Source organism: Stenotrophomonas sp. 05N37, from assembly GCF_056397365.1.
Genome location: NZ_JBFTNG010000001.1, coordinates 604,697 through 622,856 on the forward strand (window position 1 = coordinate 604,697; position 18,160 = coordinate 622,856).

The 18,160-nt window shown below is 69.3% G+C and carries 15 protein-coding genes and 1 tRNA gene; 7 read left to right on the top strand and 9 right to left on the bottom strand.

All coding sequences use genetic code 11. The features are described 5' to 3' along the window. Positions 1-27 precede the first annotated feature (27 nt). Entirely contained in the window at positions 28-690 is a 663-nt protein-coding gene (locus AC1DGC_RS02765; RefSeq protein WP_478047165.1) for an energy transducer TonB, read from the top strand. 182 nt (positions 691-872) lie between these two features. Continuing rightward, entirely contained in the window at positions 873-3,665 is a 2,793-nt protein-coding gene (locus AC1DGC_RS02770) for a TonB-dependent receptor (RefSeq protein ID WP_259205826.1), read from the top strand. A gap of 161 nt (positions 3,666-3,826) precedes the next feature. Here AC1DGC_RS02770 and AC1DGC_RS02775 read toward each other — a convergent pair. The 8 genes from AC1DGC_RS02775 to AC1DGC_RS02810 all read right to left on the bottom strand — a co-directional run bounded on the left by AC1DGC_RS02775 (position 3,827) and on the right by AC1DGC_RS02810 (position 10,863). After that, a tRNA-Asn gene (locus tag AC1DGC_RS02775) sits at positions 3,827-3,903 on the bottom strand. 81 nt (positions 3,904-3,984) lie between these two features. Next, positions 3,985-4,455 (bottom strand): 23S rRNA (pseudouridine(1915)-N(3))-methyltransferase RlmH, encoded by a 471-nt coding sequence (gene rlmH / locus AC1DGC_RS02780; protein WP_259205842.1) that lies wholly within the window; start codon positions 4,453-4,455, stop codon positions 3,985-3,987. Positions 4,456-4,540: 85 nt separating this feature from the next. Continuing rightward, the gene (gene rsfS, locus AC1DGC_RS02785; protein WP_259205851.1) at positions 4,541-4,942 is read right to left on the bottom strand and encodes a ribosome silencing factor; all 402 of its coding nucleotides are present in this window, start codon (positions 4,940-4,942) and stop codon (positions 4,541-4,543) included. 97 nt (positions 4,943-5,039) lie between these two features. After that, the gene (nadD, locus tag AC1DGC_RS02790; protein WP_478047166.1) at positions 5,040-5,705 is read right to left on the bottom strand and encodes a nicotinate-nucleotide adenylyltransferase; all 666 of its coding nucleotides are present in this window, start codon (positions 5,703-5,705) and stop codon (positions 5,040-5,042) included. A gap of 5 nt (positions 5,706-5,710) precedes the next feature. Then, positions 5,711-6,748 carry a DNA polymerase III subunit delta gene (holA, locus tag AC1DGC_RS02795; protein ID WP_259205865.1) on the bottom strand — a complete coding sequence of 346 codons (1,038 nt, stop codon included), beginning with the start codon at positions 6,746-6,748 and terminating at the stop codon, positions 5,711-5,713. 30 nt (positions 6,749-6,778) lie between these two features. Then, positions 6,779-7,366: an LPS-assembly lipoprotein LptE gene (locus AC1DGC_RS02800; RefSeq protein WP_259205872.1), complete on the bottom strand. Its 588-nt coding sequence runs from the start codon at positions 7,364-7,366 to the stop codon at positions 6,779-6,781. Positions 7,367-7,457: 91 nt separating this feature from the next. Further along, positions 7,458-10,097: a leucine--tRNA ligase gene (gene leuS / locus AC1DGC_RS02805; RefSeq protein WP_394160902.1), complete on the bottom strand. Its 2,640-nt coding sequence runs from the start codon at positions 10,095-10,097 to the stop codon at positions 7,458-7,460. A 160-nt stretch (positions 10,098-10,257) separates the two neighbouring features. Further along, complete coding sequence (locus tag AC1DGC_RS02810) at positions 10,258-10,863, bottom strand: DUF998 domain-containing protein (RefSeq protein WP_478047167.1); 606 nt, start codon at positions 10,861-10,863, stop codon at positions 10,258-10,260. 127 nt (positions 10,864-10,990) lie between these two features. Between AC1DGC_RS02810 and trxA the strand changes: the two genes are divergently transcribed. The 4 genes from trxA to AC1DGC_RS02830 all read left to right on the top strand — a co-directional run bounded on the left by trxA (position 10,991) and on the right by AC1DGC_RS02830 (position 15,903). Continuing rightward, positions 10,991-11,848, top strand: coding sequence for a thioredoxin (gene trxA / locus AC1DGC_RS02815; protein ID WP_259205917.1), 858 nt, complete (start codon positions 10,991-10,993; stop codon positions 11,846-11,848). Between the two features lie 213 nt (positions 11,849-12,061). Next, positions 12,062-13,720: a FecR family protein gene (locus tag AC1DGC_RS02820; RefSeq protein WP_478047168.1), complete on the top strand. Its 1,659-nt coding sequence runs from the start codon at positions 12,062-12,064 to the stop codon at positions 13,718-13,720. Then, entirely contained in the window at positions 13,717-15,354 is a 1,638-nt protein-coding gene (locus AC1DGC_RS02825) for a CHASE2 domain-containing protein (RefSeq protein ID WP_259205947.1), read from the top strand. Before AC1DGC_RS02820 ends, AC1DGC_RS02825 begins: the two co-directional genes overlap by 4 nt. Positions 15,355-15,423: 69 nt before the next feature. Beyond that, on the top strand, positions 15,424-15,903 hold the full coding sequence (locus AC1DGC_RS02830) for a DUF4442 domain-containing protein (protein ID WP_478047169.1): 480 nt from the start codon (positions 15,424-15,426) through the stop codon (positions 15,901-15,903). A gap of 64 nt (positions 15,904-15,967) precedes the next feature. Here AC1DGC_RS02830 and AC1DGC_RS02835 read toward each other — a convergent pair whose 3' ends face one another. Next, positions 15,968-17,275: a hypothetical protein gene (locus tag AC1DGC_RS02835; protein WP_478047170.1), complete on the bottom strand. Its 1,308-nt coding sequence runs from the start codon at positions 17,273-17,275 to the stop codon at positions 15,968-15,970. Between the two features lie 78 nt (positions 17,276-17,353). Here AC1DGC_RS02835 and AC1DGC_RS02840 point away from each other — a divergent pair, with 78 nt between their 5' ends. Further along, on the top strand, positions 17,354-18,031 hold the full coding sequence (locus AC1DGC_RS02840; protein ID WP_259205963.1) for a DUF502 domain-containing protein: 678 nt from the start codon (positions 17,354-17,356) through the stop codon (positions 18,029-18,031). The last annotated feature ends 129 nt before the right edge of the window (positions 18,032-18,160 follow it).

The following is an 18,160-nucleotide window of genomic DNA, read 5'->3' on the forward strand; positions in this document are numbered from 1 at the left end:
CCGCATATCTGGCAAGGAGAGTGGAGCATGGTCCGTACGCATCCCCCCGTAGTCCCGCTGCACATCGACGCCTCGCGCGTGCTCGGCATGAGCACCGCGCTGGCCCTTCACGTACTGGCCCTGATGCTGCTGCTGATCCCGGCCGCCTACGTGGCCGCCCCGTTGCCCCGTGAACGCACCGAGGTGCGGCTGCTGGTGCCGGCGGTGGATCCGCCGCCGGCCCCGCCAGTGATCCCCGAGAAGGTGGCGCAGGAGGTCCAGCCCCGCACCCCCGTGACCAAGCCGCAGCCGGCCCCGCTGCCGCCGCCGACCGCCACCGCAGACGTGTCCGTGGCCCTGCCGCCGCAGCCGGCCGCCGACACCCAGACCCCGTCGCTGACCCCGCCGGCCCCCGGCCCGGCGCCGGCCGGTGAAGGCGTGCAGCTGCAGTACCGCAGCGCGCCGCCGCCGTCCTACCCGGTGACGGCGCTGCGCAACCACGAACAGGGCACGGTGCTGCTGCGGGTCCGGGTGGAGCCGGACGGCACCGCCTCCAGCGTGGTGATCGAGCGCAGCAGCGGCTCGCGGGCGCTGGACAACGCCGCCCGCCAGCAGGTCCTGCGCCACTGGCGGTTCGTGCCGGCCAAGGTCGATGGCCAGGTGGTCCCGGCCGACGGCCTGGTCCCGGTGAGCTTCTCGCTGCCGGATTGACCCCGGTAACCGGGGTGCCGGCCGTGCCGGCCCCCGGTTCCGAAAAAGTTTGATACAGAACGTTACGAATTAAGCAATTTTTCACACCTCCGTCACCCGCTGGAAACCTAGATTGTCGCGGTCGTCACTCATTTGGTGCCGATCCATCGTCATCGTTGGTTTTCCCAGTCAGGAGAGAAGCTGTGAAACACCCGATCCAACGGCTCAACAGCAGCCGCCGCAACAACCTGGCCCATTCGGTATCCCTCGCCCTCACCGGCAGCGTGATGCTGCTGGCCGGCGCACTGGCCTCCGGCTCCGCGTTCGCGCAGGAGCAGGCCACCAACCTTGACCGCATCACTGTTACCGGGTCTAACATTCCCCGGACCAACACCGAAACCCCCTCCCCCGTCCAGGTGGTCACCCGCCAGGAAATCGACCGCACCGGCAAGACCACGGTGGCCGAGTACCTGCAGACCCTGACCTCCGACGGTGCGGGCTCGATCCCCAAGACCTTCGGCAACGGCTTCGCCGGCGGCGGTGCAGGCATCTCGCTGCGCGGCCTGGGCGCCGGCTCCACACTGGTGTTGTTGAACGGCCGCCGCATGGCCACCTATGGTCTGGCCGATGATGGCCAGAAGGTCTTCACCGACCTGAGCACCATTCCGCTGGATGCAGTCGAGCGCATCGACATCCTGAAGGACGGCGCCTCGGCCATCTACGGCTCCGATGCGATCGCCGGCGTGGTCAACATCATCCTGCGCAACGACTTCCAGGGCGCCATCCTGCGCGGCTCCTACGGCGTGTCCGGCGACGGCGACGGCGATGCCAAGAAGGCCACCCTGACCGCCGGTACCGGCGACATCAACAGCGATGGCTGGAACGCCTTCTTCAGCCTGGACGTGGGCAAGACCGACGCGATCAAGATCAGCGACCGCAAGAACCGCAAGTGGATCGGCACCGGCGACATCCGTCGCTACGGCTACGATGCCGCCGACGTGCAGTTCCTGGGCGGCGCCTACCTGTCCGGCGGCACCGCCGGCGGCACCGGCCCGAACGGCTCGGTATTCAACAGCGCCGGCCAGCTGGTCGCCCTGCCGGGCTGCGCCGGCCTGACCACCATCCCCGGCCAGACCGATGCCACCGCACAGGCGCAAGGCTGCCTGTGGGATCCGGCCCAGCAGTTCCGCGACCTGAGCCCGGAAGAGAAGTACGTCAACGTGTTCGGCCGCGCCAGCTTCGCCTTCGGTGAAGGCGGTGAGATCTACACGGAAATCGGCTATTCCAAGAAGGAAACCGTCTTCTCCAACACCCCGTCCGGCGTGTCCGGTGGCTGGGGCTATCCCGGCGGCCCGGTCAACGCCAACAGCGGCGCCGGTGCCACCGTGCTGTCCCCGACCCACCCGGACAACCCGATCCCGGGCCAGGCCTCGCGCCTGCGCTACTCGGCCTGGGACGTGGGCCCGCGCGTGACCGACAACACCAACGAGTTCAACCGCTTCCTGGTGGGCGTGAAGGGCGACTGGGGCGATTGGACCTACGACACCGCGTTCCTGCATTCGGGTACCGACCTGGTCAACAAGCGCACTGGCTTCCTGCGTTACAGCGCGGTGCGTTGCGCCCTGGGCAACCCGGCCTGCCCGGGTGGCGTGTGGCGGATCGGCGACAACGCCGGCCTGAACTCGCAGGCGCTGTACGACTACATCTCCCCGACCATCAGCGCACGCGCCAAGTCCAGCCTGGACATGTTCAACTTCACCGTGTCGCGCAGCCTGATGGACCTGAAGGGCGGCCCGCTGGGCCTGGCGTTCGGTACCGAGTGGCGCAAGACCAGCAACAGCCTGACCCCGCAGACCTACACTGACCAAGGCGACATCATCGGCCTGGGCTACTCGGCCTATGACGGCACGCAGAACGTGTATGCCGCCTACGCCGAACTGTCCGCCCCGGTGCTGGAGCAGTTGGAACTGACCGGCGCGGTGCGCTTCGACAAGTACGAAAGCGGCGACAGCAAGGCCACGCCGAAGCTGGGCATCAAGTGGAATCCGGTGGATTGGCTGGCGCTGCGTGCCAGCTACGCCGAAGGCTTCCGCGCGCCGAACCCGGCCGAAAACGGTGACGGCGGCCTGGCCGCGTTCTCCAACGCCCGCGATCCGGTGCGTTGCGCGATCGATCCGGCCAACGAGTGCACCGCGCGCTCGGTGGCGATCATCACCCGTCCCAACCAGGCACTGAAGCCGGAAGAGTCCAAGAGCTACTCCTTCGGCATCGTGATGCAGCCGACCTCGACCACCTCGCTGACCGTGGATGCGTGGGAAATCAAGCGCACCAACGAAATCGCCCAGGGCAGCACCGCCGACGCGATCCTCGCCGGCAACGTCCTGCGTGACAGCAACAACATCGGTGGCGTGGCCAACAGCGGCACGATCCTCGCGGTCAACACCGCCTACGTGAATGCCAACTCGTCGCGCGTGCGCGGTATCGATACCGATATCCGCCAGACCTTCGACCTGGGCCCGGGCCAGCTGGAAATGGACCTGCAGTGGAGCCACCTGCTCAAGTTCGAGCGTACCGAAGGTGACACCACGGTCGATTACGTGGGCACCCACGGCAACTGCGATGTGACCAACTGCATCGGCACCCCGCAGGACCGCATCAACTTCGGCACGACCTGGAAGCAGGGCGACTGGAGCATCAGCGGCGTGGTCAACTACATCGACAGCATGGAGAACAAGGACCGTCGCGGCGGCGATTACCTGGCCTTCTACGAGGACGGTACGCCGGTCGAGAAGATCGCCTCGTTCACCAGCTTCGACCTGTCCGGCCGCTGGGCGGTCACCGAGGCCTTCGAGCTGAACGCCTCGGTGCAGAACGTGTTCGACCGGATCGCGCCGCTGGATCCGTCCACCTACGGTGCGGTGAACTACAACCCGCTGCACTTCAGTGGCGCGATCGGCCGCTACTTCACCGTCGGCGCGAAGTACACCTTCAACTGATCTGGCGGGATGTGGAACGAAAAGCCCGGGCATTGCCCGGGCTTTTTTTTGGCGGTGCGTGGGGTTGGATCATTGCCGCGCTGCGCGCGGCCAGCCGACCAACGGTCGGCTCTACGCGGGCAAAAAAAAAGCCTCGCATCGCTGCGAGGCTTTTCAAAACTTGGCGCCCGAAGTTGGACTCGAACCAACGACCCCCTGATTAACAGTCAAGTGCTCTAACCGGCTGAGCTATTCGGGCGGGGTGCGCATTGTAGCCCGTTTTTCGCAGGATGTAACCCGTTTCGGCTGCTTTTCTTCACGTCCGCCACCAGCGCCCGGTTCAGGCCCGGTGATAGGGATGGTTGGCCAGCATCGCCGCCGCGCGGTACAGCTGCTCGGCCACCACCAGCCGCACCAGCATGTGCGGCAGCGTCAACGGGCCGATCGACCATTTCTCGTCTGCCAGCGCCGCTACCTCCGCCGAATGCCCCTCGGGCCCGCCGATCAGGAACGCCAGGTCCCTGCCCTGCCCGCGCCAGTGCTCCAGCCGCTGCGCCAGCTGCGCCGAACTGAGCTGTCGGCCTGGCACATCCAACGCGACCACGTAGGCATTCTTCGGCAGCGCCGCGATCACCCGCTTGCCTTCGTCATCGGTGGCGCGGCGCGCATCGCGGCCCTTGCCGCGCAGGCCCGGCTCGATCTCCACCAGTTCGAACGGCAACCAGTGCGACAGCCGCTTCTGGTACTCGGCAAAGCCCTGCGCCACCCAGGCCGGCGCGCGTTCGCCGGTGGCGATCAACTTCGCTTTCATCTCTCGTCTCCCGGCACCAGCGGGGATGCCGTTGAAATGACGACGGCGCCATCGGCGCCGTCATCGTGACCTTCGACGCGCCGCTTCAGCGTGCGTCGTAGTCGTACTCGTCGCCTTCATCGGCGTCGTCCAGCAGGCTCGGCGGCTGGTCGCCGACCGTCCACAGGCGCTCCAGCGCATAGAACTCACGCACGCGCGGCAGCATCACGTGCACCACCACGTCGCCCAGGTCGACCAGCACCCACTCCGCTTCGCGTTCGCCTTCCACGCCCAGCGGCATCACGCCCAGCTGCTTGGCGAACTTGACCACTTCATTGGCGATCGACTTCACGTGGCGGCTGGAGGTACCCGAGGCGATCACCATGTAATCGGCGACGCTGGACTTGCCGATCACGTCGATTTCGACGAGATCCTTGGCCTTCAGTTCTTCGGTGGCCTTGCGCACGCACTCCAGCAGCTGCATGACGGAGGGCGCCGGATTCGGCATTTGGACCTTGATGGTCTGGGGCTGGGCTTGGTTGCTCAAAGCGGGTGAACTCGATAAATGTGGGGCCGATTATACGGGCCCGGGCGCCCGCGCGTATTCACGACGCCGCCGCACCGTACAGGCCGTGGTCGGCGATGTAGTCGGCGACGGCCGCCGGCAGCAGCGCCCGCCAGTCCCCGCCGGTGGCGATCCGCTGGCGCACCGCACTGGCCGATTCCTCGCGCAGCGGGGCCTGCAGGCGCAGCACCCGCCCGGCGGGCGCCTCCTGCAGGTCACGCGCATGCGCGGCCCAGCGGCCGGCCAGCGCGGTGGCCAGCGCCGGTGGCAGGGCCTGCTCCAGCGGGCTGCCCGGGCGGTCGGCGACGATGAAGTGGGCCAGGTCGAACAGCGCCTCCCACGCGTGCCAGCCCGGCAGCCCGAGCAGGCTGTCGGCCCCCACCAGCCACGCCAGCGGCTGCCGCGGGCCGAGCTCGGCGCGCAGCTCACGCAGGGTATCCACGCTGTAGGACGGCACGCCCGGCTGGCGCGCGGCCCGTTCCAGCTCGCGCCGGTCCAGCTGCAGGCCCGGTTCATCGCCGATGGCCAGGGCCAGCATCCGGGCACGCTGTTCGGCATCGGCGCCGGGCAGTGCCCGGTGCGGCGGGTCGGCGGCCGGCATAAGGCGCACGGCCACCTGCAGCTGATCGCGCGCGGCCCGCGCGATCGCCATGTGTCCCAGGTGGACCGGATCGAACGTGCCGCCGTAATGGATGCGCAGGCGCATGCCGCTCAGGCGCGAGCCAGCAGGCGCACCGCGCGGGCCTCGGCCACCGCCAGCAGCAGGCGTTCCACGCCCAACCACGGATCGCCATCGGCGCGGCCCTTGGCCATGCGGTCGACCAGGCCGGCCTCGGCCACGAACCGGTCCCAGCGCTTGGGCTCGGGGTGGCGCTGCAGCGCGCGCTTGAACGGCGCCTGGCGCGACTCCCAGATGCCGCGGCTCTTCATCTCCGCGGCGAGGTTGCCGCCGCGGGCCTGGACCCGGGCCAGGCCTGCCGTGGAGAGCAGTTCGCGGATCACCATCGGCATCAGCGCGGCCACGGCCTCGCCCTCACCGCGCAACCCGGCCAGCATCCGCAGCACCGCCGCCGGTTGCCCGGAGAAGCTGGCCTCCAGCAGCCGGAACACGTCGTAGCGGGCCGCATCGGCCACCAGCGACTCCATGGTGTCAACGTCCAGGGTCTGCCCGGCCGCCAGCAGCGCCAGCTTGTCGATCTCCTGGGCGGCGGCCAGCAGGTTGCCTTCCACCCGCTCGGCCAGGCGCTGCACCGCGGCCGGATCGGCGCGCAGGCCCTTGCCACGCAGGCGCCGCTCGATCCAGTCGGGCAGTTCGTGCGGCTTGATCGCCCAGGCCACCGACAGCACGCCGACGCGGTTGACCGCCTCGGCCCACTTGCCCTGGTGGGCCTTGCTCCATTCGTTGCAGGTGATCATCAACACCACGTCCGGCGCCGGGTTGGCGCAGAACTGGCTGATCACCTCGGCACCGTCCTTGCCCGGCTTGCCGCTGGGGAGGCGCACCTCCATCAGCCGGCGTGCGCTGAACAGGCTGGGCGCGTTGAAGCTGCCCTCGACCTGGTTCCAGTCGAAATCGCGGCCGTCGGCATCGAATACTTCGCGCTCGTCGATGCCGTCGGCGCGCGCGCGGGCGCGCACCGCATCGGCGGCCTCCAGCACGCGCAGGGTTTCCGGGCCGGCGATCAGGTACACCGGCGCCAACGCCTGGCTGGCCGGCTGGCTGGCGAGTTGTTCGGGGCGCAGTTCCATCCTGGCGCGGCCGGTCCGCAGGCGGACCGGTCAGCGACCCTGCGCGGCCGGCGGCTGCACGGCCGGCTCGACCGGCGGCTGCACCGGCGCGGCGGCCGGCTTGGCCGGCACGCGGCCGTCCAGTTCGGCACGGACCACGCTGTCGATGCGGCGCATGATCGAGGCCGACATTTCACGCCGCAGTTCGTCGGCGAGGATCTCGCGCTCGGTGGTGGTACCGGTGGCGTCGGTGGGCGGGGACACGTAGTCGCGCGACAGTTCGATCACCTGCTGCGGGACCAGCTCGCTGCCGTCCTCGCGCAGGAACTTGAAGATCACCGCGTAGCGCAGGCTGTATTCCTGCGCGCGGCCCTGCGCATCGATGGCGATCGGCAGATCCCCCCAACGCTCGGACATCACCTGCAACTGCGCGGCCTTGTCCTTGCTGTCCGGGTCGGCGATCTGCGCGCCCGACGCCTGCAGGCCGCGACGCAGCAACTTGGCCAGTTCGCTGTAAGGCGCACTGGACACCACCTGCACCGCGGCGGTGTCGGCCGGCAGCATCAGCTTGTTGCGCATATGGAAGCCGCACCCGGCAAGGGTCGCGGTCAGGACGAAGGCAAGCAGGAATCGGGTCATGGGCACAGTCTGGGGGAGCCGGGCAGGCGCGGCAACAGGCATAGAAGATGCCCGATGCCGCGTGAACGTGACTTGAGACCGGTGGCCGCCGTCAAGCGGCCACGATGTTGACGATCTTGCCGGGCACGATGATGATCTTGCGCACGGTCAGGCCGTCCAGGAACTTGGCCGCATTCGGCTCGGCCAGGCCCATCGCCTCGATCTGGTCGCGCGGCGCATCGGCAGCCACCTCGATGGTGCCGCGCAGCTTGCCGTTGACCTGCACCGCCAGGGTGACCGCATCGCGCACCAGCGCGGCGGGGTCGGCCTGCGGGAACGCCTGGTCTTCCAGCAGTTCTTCGCCATGGCCCAGCACCTGCCACAACGCGTGGCTGGCATGCGGGGTGATCGGGTTGAGCAGCAGCACGGTGGCGCGCAGCGCCTCCTGGCGAACCGCGCGGCCCTGTTCGCTGGCATCGTCGAACTTGGCCAGGGCGTTCATCAGTTCCATCACCGCGGCAATGGCGGTGTTGAAGCTGTGGCGACGGCCGTAGTCGTCGCCGACCTTGCCGATGGTTTCGTGGGTCTTGCGGCGCAGCGCCTTCTGCTCGGCGGTCAGCGCGGCCAGGTCCAGCGCCGGGGCGGCGCCTTCGGCGGCATGCTTCTGCACCTGCGCCCACAAGCGGCGCAGGAAGCGCGCCATGCCGTCCACGCCGGCTTCGTTCCACTCCAGCGACTGTTCCGGCGGGGCGGCGAACATCGAGAACAGGCGCACCGTATCGGCGCCGTACTTGCTCACCATCACCTGCGGGTCCACGCCGTTGTTCTTGGACTTGGACATCTTCTCGGTGCCACCGATCACCACCGGCTGGCCGTCGGCGATCAGGGTGGCGCCGGTGATGCGGCCGCGCTCGTCGCGCTGCACGTCCACATCGACCGGGTTGATCCAGTCCTTGGAGCCGTCCGGGTTCGGCCGGTAGTAGGTCTCGGCGATCACCATGCCCTGGCACAGCAGGTTCTGCGCCGGTTCGTTGCTGTCCACCATGCGCGCATCACGCAGCAGCTTGTGGAAGAAGCGGAAGTACATCAGGTGCAGGATGGCGTGCTCGATGCCGCCGATGTACTGGTCCACCGGCAGCCAGTAGTTGCCGCGCTTGTCCACCGCGTCGCGGGCACCCGGCGAGGTGTAGCGCGCGTAGTACCAGCTCGACTCCATGAAGGTGTCGAAGGTGTCGGTCTCGCGCTCGGCCGCGCCGCCGCAGTCCGGGCAGGTGGTCTTGCGCCATTCCGGATCGGCCTTGATCGGCGAACCGGTGCCGACGAAGTTGACGTTCTCCGGCAGCACCACCGGCAGCTGCTCTTCCGGCACCGGCAAGGCGCCGCACTTGGGGCAGTAGATCACCGGGATCGGGCAGCCCCAGTAACGCTGGCGGCTCACGCCCCAGTCGCGCAGGCGGTAGTTGACCCGGCGCTGGCCCTGGGCCTTGCGCTCGAAACGCTCGGCCAGTGCCTCGAAGGCGCCCTGGAAGTCCAGGCCGTCGAACTCCTCGGAGTTGACCAGCTCGGTGTCACGGGTCTTGTCGCCGTACCAGTCCTGCCAGCGCGTGGCGTCGTACGCGCTTTCTTCCTTGCGCAGCGACTTCAACGCGATGACCTGGCGGATCGGCAGGCCGTACTTGTTGGCGAATTCGTTGTCGCGCTGGTCGTGGCCGGGGACGGCCATGACCGCGCCGGTGCCGTAGCCCATCAGCACGAAGTTGGCGACCCACACCGGCACCTGGGCGCCGGTGACCGGATGGATGGCGCGCAGGCCGGTATCCATGCCGCGCTTTTCCTGGGTTTCCAGTTCGGCTTCGGAGACGCCGCCCTGCTTCATCTCGGCCAGCAGCGCAGCCAATGCCGGGTTCGACTTCGCCGCGTGCTGGGCCAGCGGGTGTTCGCCGGCGATCGACACGAAGGTCACGCCCATCACGGTGTCCGGACGGGTGGTGAACACGCGCAGCGGGTCCAGCGCGCTGCCGTCGGCGTCACGCACGTCGAACTGGATCTCCAGTCCTTCCGAGCGGCCGATCCAGTTGCGCTGCATGGTCTTGACCGAATCGGGCCAGCCCGGCAGTTCATCCAGGCCGTCCAGCAGTTCCTGGGCGTAATCGGTGATGCGCAGGAACCACTGCGGGATCTCGCGCTTTTCCACCAGGGCGCCGGAGCGCCAGCCGCGGCCGTCGATGACCTGTTCGTTGGCCAGCACGGTCTGGTCGACCGGGTCCCAGTTCACCACCGCGTTGCGGCGGTAGGCCAGGCCCTTGCGCATCAGCCGGGTGAACATGCGCTGCTCGTGCACGTAGTACTCGGGGGTGCAGGTGGCGAACTCGCGCGACCAGTCGATCGCATAGCCCATGGCCTTGAACTGGCCACGCATGTGCTCGATGTTGGCGTAGGTCCACTTGGCCGGCGCGGTCTTGTTCTTGATCGCCGCGTTTTCGGCCGGCAGGCCGAAGGCATCCCAGCCCATCGGCTGCAGCACGTTATGGCCGGTCATCCGCTTGTAGCGGCTGATCACGTCACCGATCGTGTAGTTGCGCACGTGGCCCATGTGCAGCGCACCGGACGGATACGGCAGCATCGAGAGGCAGTAGTACTTCGGCTTGTCCGAAGTCTCGGTGACCTCGAAGGCACGGGTGGCATCCCAGAACTTCTGGGCGGCGGATTCAACCTGCTGCGGATCGTAAACGTTGGGTTCGACGCTGGTCATGGAAACGCTAGTGCGGCGGCAAAGCGGGACAGGGTACCGCAGTGCGGCATGGGGCTCCAATCGAGCGCACCTACCCTCCCCCGCAAACCCCTCATCCCGTTGAATCGGCAAGGGTTTTCCCGGCCCTGCCGATTCGGCGAGGGGGCCGGTGTGCGCGTGCTCAGCCCTGCCGGCGCGCCAGCGGCAGTGCCGCCACCAGCCACACCGCCCAGCAGGCGAAGGCCAACCGCTGGGCCAGCGGCGCCGGCAACCACTGCTGCAGCACGAACGCGGCCAGCACCATCGCCGCGCCGCAGCCCAGGTGCAGCAGGGCCTGGGCGCGCCAGCCCGGCAGCCGCAGCGCGCCCAGGCCATACATCAGCGTGCCCGGCACGAATGCCAGCACCCAGACCATCCAGGCGCTGGCGTGGTACTGGCTGGCCGGGCTTTGGATGTCGTTGGCGTCCAGCGGCAGTACGCCCATGGCCGCAAAGCCCACCCCCGCCAGCGTCAGCAACTGCACGCCCACGCGCATGGACCAGGGCGCGGTGCGTGGCACCCGCAGCAGCAGGCGCACCGCTACCGCGCTGGCCAGCACGCCGGGCAGCACGAACCCCAGCACGCTGAAGGCCTGCGCATGCGGCACCCCGATCGCCCCCAGCAGCGCGACCGGGTGGCGCATCGCGTCGTAGCCCGGCAAGGCCAGCCCGAACCCGGCCACGGCGGCCACGAACAGCAGGGCGGCCAGGACGCCGATGGCGCGATCGATGCGGTGCAAGGTGTGCATGGAATTCTGCCAGCGCGGTTCAGGACGCCGCATTGTCTCCGGTTTGCACCGATCGCGGGCAGCGGGGTTGCGTCCAGCGACACACGCACCCATACACTGCGTACATCTTTAATCGTGATTGCCGACCATGAGCGAATTGCCGCACGTCTTCGACGCCACCACGGCCACCTTCGAGGCCGAGGTCCTGCAGAAGTCCCTGCAGACACCGGTCCTGGTGGACTTCTGGGCTACCTGGTGCGAGCCCTGCAAGACCCTGGGCCCCATGCTGGAGAAACTGGCCGGCGAGTACCACGGCGCATTCGAGCTGGCCAAGGTCGACGTCGACCAGGAACAGCAGATCGCCGCGGCATTCCAGATCCGGTCGGTCCCCACCGTGTTCCTGGTCAAGGGTGGCCAGCTGGTGGATGGCTTCCCCGGCGCCTTGCCCGAAGGCCAGATCCGCGAATTCCTGGCCCAGCACGGGGTGACCCCGGCCGCGCCGGTGGAGGAAGCGCCGGTGGCGCTTGCCCCGCTGGACCCGCAGGCGCAGGTGGACGTGCTGCGTGCGGCCATCGTCGCCGAACCGGACAAGGACGAACTCAAGCTCGACCTGGCCCTTGCGCTGCTGCAGACCGGCGCCAGCGACGAGGCCAGCAGCCTGATCGACGCACTGCCGGCCAACCTGGCCACCGATGACCGTGCCGTGCGCGCCCGTGCACGCCTGGACTTCGCCAACGCGCTGCGCGATGCACCTTCGGCCGACAGCCTGGAGGCACGCATCCAGCAGGACGGCGATGACCTGCAGGCACGCCACCTGCGTGGCGTGCAGCTGCTGCTGGGTGGCGAGGACGAAGCCGCGCTGGAGCAGTTCCTGGAGATGCTGCGGCGCGACCGGAGTCATGCCGATGGCCTGCCGCGCAAGCTGCTGATCGATGCCTTCAAGGTGATCGACGACGATGACCTGGTCGGCCGCTACCGTCGCCGCATGGCGTCGCTGCTGTTCTGATCGCCGCCGGCGCGTCGGGCCGCCCAGCCGGACCCGACACGCGCGCTGTTATGGATTTCGCGACTTCTGGGCGTGATCTCGATCACGTTCAGAAACCCTGCACGGCCACCGGGCAATAATGCCGCGTGGCACGTTGGATGCCGCGATCCATTCGGGGGGATGAGGTCTGGGCCATCGGGGTCGCAGGGCTGCGCCCCGTCCTGCAGGGCCCTGATGACCGTGAGTTCCACCCGCCTGACGCACCTTCCCTGGCTGAGCCGCCTGCTGCTGTTGGCATTGCTGGCCGCCGCGTTCCCGTCGCTGGCCCAGGACTGGACCTACCGGGTCCGGCCCGGCGATACCTTGTGGGACCTTGGCGGGCGCTACCTGAAGCCCTCGGTGCCGTGGGAACAGCTGCAGGCGCACAACCGCGTGGCCGATCCCTACCGGTTGCCGCCGGGCAGCCAACTGCGATTCCCGGTGGCCTGGCTGGCCGTGCAACCGGCCCCCGCACGCGTCCTGGCCACGCGCGGCAAGGTCCAGTTCGGCGATGCCGGGCAGGCCGCGCTGCGCGACGTGGTCGAGGGCCAGCTGCTGACCATCGGCCAGCACCTGGTGACCGGTGCCGATGCCAGCGTCACCCTCGCCTTCGCCGATGAATCGCGCCTGCAGTTGCGCGAGCACTCGCGGCTGCGCCTGGACCAGCTGAGCCGCTACGGCCGCACCGGCATGGTCGACACCCGCGTACGCCTGGAACAGGGCCGTACCAGCAACCGGGTCACCCCCGCCAAGGGGCCCGCTTCGCGTTACATCATCGATGCCCCCACCGCCACCAGCAGCGTGCGTGGCACGGTGTTCCGGGTCAGCGCCGGCGAGCCCGGGCACGTCGCGTCCACCGAAGTACTGCAGGGCCGGGTGCAGGTCGGCAACCGCCGCGGCGCACGCCTGGTCAACCCCGGCCAGGCCACCCGCAGTGAGTCACTGGATACGCGCCCCGGCGCCGCCGAGGCCCTGTTGCCGGCACCGCGGCTGGATGTGGCGCAGCTGCGCCTGGATGCGCTGCCGGCGGTGCTGGCCTGGTCGGCGGTTGCCACCGCGGCACAGTACCGGGTCGAGGTGGTGCGGGCCGACCAGCCCGAGATCCTGCTGTTCGCCGAGCAGACCGAGGCCACCACCCTGACCATCCCCGACCTGCCGCCCGGCGCGCTGCGCGTGCTGGTCCGGGCGATCAGCGCCGACGGGGTGGAAGGCCTGGATGCCGAACAGGACATGGTGGTGCGCGACCAGCCCGCGGCGCCGCTCACGGTGCGGCCGGTCAACCAGGAAACCGTCCGCAGCGCGCGGCCGCGCTTCCAGTGGAGCAAGGTCGAGCAGGCCCGCTCGACGGTGCTGCAGATCGCGCGTGATGCGCAGTTCCTGGCGCCGGTGCTGGAACAGGAAAGCCGCGGCACCCACCTGCGCCCCGGCACGGACCTGGCCGCGGGCAGCTACTTCTGGCGCGTCGCCTCGCGCGACGGCGACGGCCATCGCGGTCGTTTCGGGCAGCCGGTGGCGCTCACCATCAGCGATGCCCCGATCGACCCGGCGTTGCAACCGCCGCAGGCCGCCAAGGGCCAACTGACCCTGCGCTGGCAGGCGGGCGAGCCCGGCCAGCGCTACCGCGTGCAACTGGATCGCCGTGGCGATTTCGCCCATCCGCTGCTGGACCGTGAAGTGGCGCAACCGGAGGTCTCGCTCAAGCGCCCCTGGCACGGCACCCTGCACGTGCGCGTGCAGTACATCGATGATGACGGCTACGCCGGCGCGTTTTCGCCGGCGCAACGGATCGAGCTGCCGTGCCGCACCTGTTACGGCGCCGGCGGCGGCGCGCTGCTGCTGTGGCTGCTGCTGTGAGGCCATTGGCCCTGTCCTGGCCACGGCGCATCGTGCTGTCGGTGCTGGTTGGCGCGCTGGTCGTGGCGGCCAGCCACTGGCAGTGGTTCTGGCAGCAGGATGAAGCGGTGTACGACGCCTACGTCGGCGGCTGGGACTACCGGCCCGATCCGCGCCTGCTGATCGTGGCGATCGACGACAACAGCCTGCAGCAGATCGGGCAGTGGCCATGGCCACGCTCGACCCACGCGCGCCTGCTCGACCGCCTCACCGACGCCGGCAGCACGCGCGTGGTGCTGGACCTGATGCTGTCCGAGCCGGACCGCCAGGATGCGGCGCAGGATGCCGACCTGGCAGCGGCGATCCGCCGCAACGGGCACGTGGTGCTGCCCGTGCTGGCGGCCCCGGCCAGCGGGCCACGCATGGCAGAGGAGCTGCTGCCGATCCCCTTGATCGCCGCCAACGCGGCCACCCTGGGCCACAGTGACATCGACGTGGATGCCGACGGCATCGCGCGCGGGCTTTACCTCACCGCCGGCATCGGTTCACCGCACTGGCCGGCGCTGGGACTGGCCCTGGCCGACGTGCGCGGCCCGCTGCCGGGGCTGCGCGATACCGCGCCGGCGCAGTCCTCGCCGTACCAGTGGCGGCGCAACCATTACGTGCGCGTGCGCTACGCCGGCCCGCCCGAGCGCTTCCCGCAGGTGTCCTACGTGGACGTGCTCAACGGCGAGGTCGATCCGGCGCTGCTGCGCGGGCGGCTGGTACTGGTGGGCACGACCGCCAGCGGCATCGCGCCGCGACTGCTCACGCCGACCACCCGCGAGCGCTGGATGAGCGGCAGCGAGTACCAGGCCAACGTGGCTTCGATGCTGCTCGACGACAAGGTCATCCAGCTGCCGCCCACGCTCTGGCAGGACCTGCTCAGTGGGCTGCTGGTGGCGCTGTGCTGCCTCGGCCTGACCCTGCCGCGTGCCGCCGCCAGTGCGTTGCTGGCGCTGCCGGTCACGCTGCTGCTCAGCTTCGTGCTGCTGCGTGCCGGCAACCTGTGGTTCGCACCGGCGGCCGCGCTGACCGGCATGCTCGCGGTGATCGCGGCCTGGGTGCTGTGGCGGATCAGCGCCTGGCACCGCCAGGCCAACAGCGATGCCCTCACCGGGCTCGGCAATCGCCTGCGTTTCGAGCAGGTCCTGCAGCAGGAACACGATGCCGGGCGGCGCAGTGGCCGGCCGCTCAGCCTGGTGCTGATCGACGTGGATCATTTCAAACACCACAACGACCTGCACGGCCACCACGTCGGCGACACCGTGCTGCGCCGGATCGCCGAGGAGATCGGCGCGCATGCGCGGCGTCCGCGCGACATGGCCGCCCGCTTCGGCGGCGACGAATTCGCCCTGATCCTGCCCGACACCGCCGCCGAGGGCGCGGTGCAGGTGGTGGACGACCTGCTGGCGCGCACGCGCGCGATGGAGGTGGCGGTGGGGCACGGGCAGACCCTGCAGATCACCTTGACCGTGGGCATCTACACGCGGGTGCCCGCGACCGCCAGCGAACCACGGCACTTCTTCGAGGGCGCCGATGCGGCGCTGTACAAGGCGAAGGCCGCCGGGCGCGACGGCTACGCGGTCGACGAGGGCGAGCCGGACCTCCGGTGAACACCGCTTCCTGACCATACGCTTGCGAATGGTAGACTCCGGGGCACCCTCCCTTCCGATGTGATCCCGATGAAGGCCAGCCTCTTCCGCCGCGGCATGAACCTGTGGCCTCCGTTCCTGTTCACCGGCATCCACGTCACCGAGGTCAGCGAGGACTACCGCCACGTGCGCGTCGAACTGCGCATGCGCCCGTGGAACCGCAACTACGTCGGCACCCATTTCGGCGGCAGCCTGTTTGCGATGACCGACCCGTTCTGGATGCTCACGGTGATGCACAACCTGGGCCGCGACTACTACGTGTGGGACCGCGCCGGCGCGATCGAATTCATCAAGCCCGGGCGCGGCACCGTGACGGCCGAGTTCCATCTCGACGAGGCACTGCTGGATACGCTGCGTGCGGCCACCGCAGGCGGCGAAAAGTACCTGCACTGGTTCAGCAACGACATCGTGGATGCGCAGGGCGAGGTGGTGGCGCGGGTGCGCAAGCAGGTCTACCTGCGGCTCAAGCCGGACGCACGCACGCCCAAGCCACCGGCAGCCACGCCGTAGTCCACTCCGCGGCGACGCACGGCGGCCTCGGCGCCGCCCTGCGCGACCCCACGCGCCGATGCGCTCACTGCGGCTGCCAGGGCAACGGCAACCGCGCGCGGAGCATCGCAGGCGCATCTTTCGATGGCCGCCCGTAGCGTTTCACCTGCACGCTGCGACCATCCGCGGCCGGCTGCAGCGGACGCTGCGCACTGCCCAGCGCCGCGGGCAAGCGCGCCAGCGTGGCCATCGCACCGTGGCCGTCGTTGGGCTGCCCGCGCAGCCATAGCATCGCTGCAGCCAGTCGCAGCTGCGCACCGGCGTCCTGCATGCGCCAGTTGTAACCGACATACGTCGGCGCAACCATGACCTGGGTCATGCACCCCGCCACATTGGCCACGCACGCCAGGGACCACTCCGACGGTGGTTCGGCCAGCCGCACCCGGCGGTCCTCGCGGATCTGCTGCTGCACCTCGGGCGCACAGCTGCGCGACAGCAGCGCGGCGGCGCGCGCCTGGGTCTTCTCCACGTCGTACAGCCAGCGCGACTGCGCGTGCGGCAATCGTGCGCCGGCAGCACGCTGGTAGCCAAACTCACCGCGCATCGGCACGCACATGTCCAGCTCGGCCACCGTCGGCGCCCCCAGCACCTGCGGGCAGATCGCTGGCAGCGGCACGTCGGCCGGCAGTTCGGACAGGATCTCGGTGAACAGCGCCGCGTTGCGGGCGGCCATGGCGCTCCCCACCATCGCCACCAGCAGGCTGTCGCTGCTGCGCATCAACATGCGCCCGGTGCCGATGTCCTCGCAGACGCCCTGCAGGGCGCGTCGACTGTCGCCCTGCACGTGCGCCAGCGCATGCAGCGAGAGACGCTCCAGCAACACCTGCATCGGCGGGAACGGCATCGCGATGTCACTGGGGAACAGGTTGCGGTAATGGTCGTTGCGGCCTACGGCGCTGATCCGGGCATGCAGCCCGTCATGCCCCGCATGCGCCTGCGCCACGGCCGCCGCCTGGTCACGGACCTCGCCCAGGCAGCTCTCGGTATCGAGCCCGCACCAGCCGGTGGCCGCCGTGGCCTTGGGGTAGCGCCCTTCGGCGACGCTGTTCGACCACCCCTGCGGCGTCTGCGCGCTGATCGCCTGCGCGAAACGCTGCGCGTCTTCTGCGGTCAGCGCATGGACCCGGGCCGGATCGATGCCGTCATACGGCAGCAGCCACACCGGCGGGAACGCATTGCGCTCGGGCACCTGCCCGCGTGGCGCGGCGTCCATCGCCGCCAGTGCGGCACGCTCCGCTGCCGGCACCGGCAGCAGCCAGGACACCAGCACCGCGACCAGCACCAGCACGACCGTCCCCAGCACGGTCATCCCCACCCACTTCATTCCCTTCAACACAGCATTCCCCCAGCGCGCCGCATCCTGCGGTGGCCGGCAGGGTAATCCGGGCGGCTGCACCGCTACAATGCGCCGATGTCGCCCGAAGCCCCCCAACTCGTTCCGCGCCCCTCCCTGCAGCGCCTGTTCCTGACCGGCCTGCTGACCCTGCTGCCGATCTGGCTGACCTGGGTGGTGGTCAAATTTGTCTTCGTGCTGTTGTCGGGCATTTCCAGCCCCGTGGTGGTGCCGCTCTCCGAGCAGATCGCTGCCTCGTTCCCGCATTACCTGGGCTGGATCAAGGTCGAGTGGATGCAGAACCTGATCGGGCTGGCGGCCACCCTGCTGGTGATCCTCAGCGTGGGCGTGCTCAGCCGACGGGTGATCGGCCAGCGTCTGTTGCGCTGGTTCGGTGCGGTGATCAAGCGCATTCCGCTGGCCAGCATCATCTACGACAGCGCCAAGAAGCTGCTGGACATGCTGCAGACCGAACCGGGCAGCACCCAGCGCGTGGTCCTGATCGACTTCCCGCACCGCGACATGAAGTCGGTCGGCCTGGTCACCCGGGTGATCCGTGAACAGGGCACCGATCGCGAGCTGGCCGCGGTCTACGTGCCGACCACGCCCAATCCCACCTCCGGGTACCTGGAAATCGTCCCGGTGGAACTGCTGACCCCCACCGACTGGACCGTGGACCAGGCCATGAGCTTCATCATCTCCGGCGGTGCGGTGGCCCCGGAAAGCGTGCCCTTCACCCGCGCCGGGGACCGCTAGGCAACGACGGTGCAGCGTGGCGGCGGGCATGAACGCCGCCCCGGCGTGGCGGTGGCCCGTCCGCCCCGAGGCTGGCCGTACGGGCCCGGATCGGGCAAGCTCCCGGGTCTGTGTAGTGTTACGGAAACA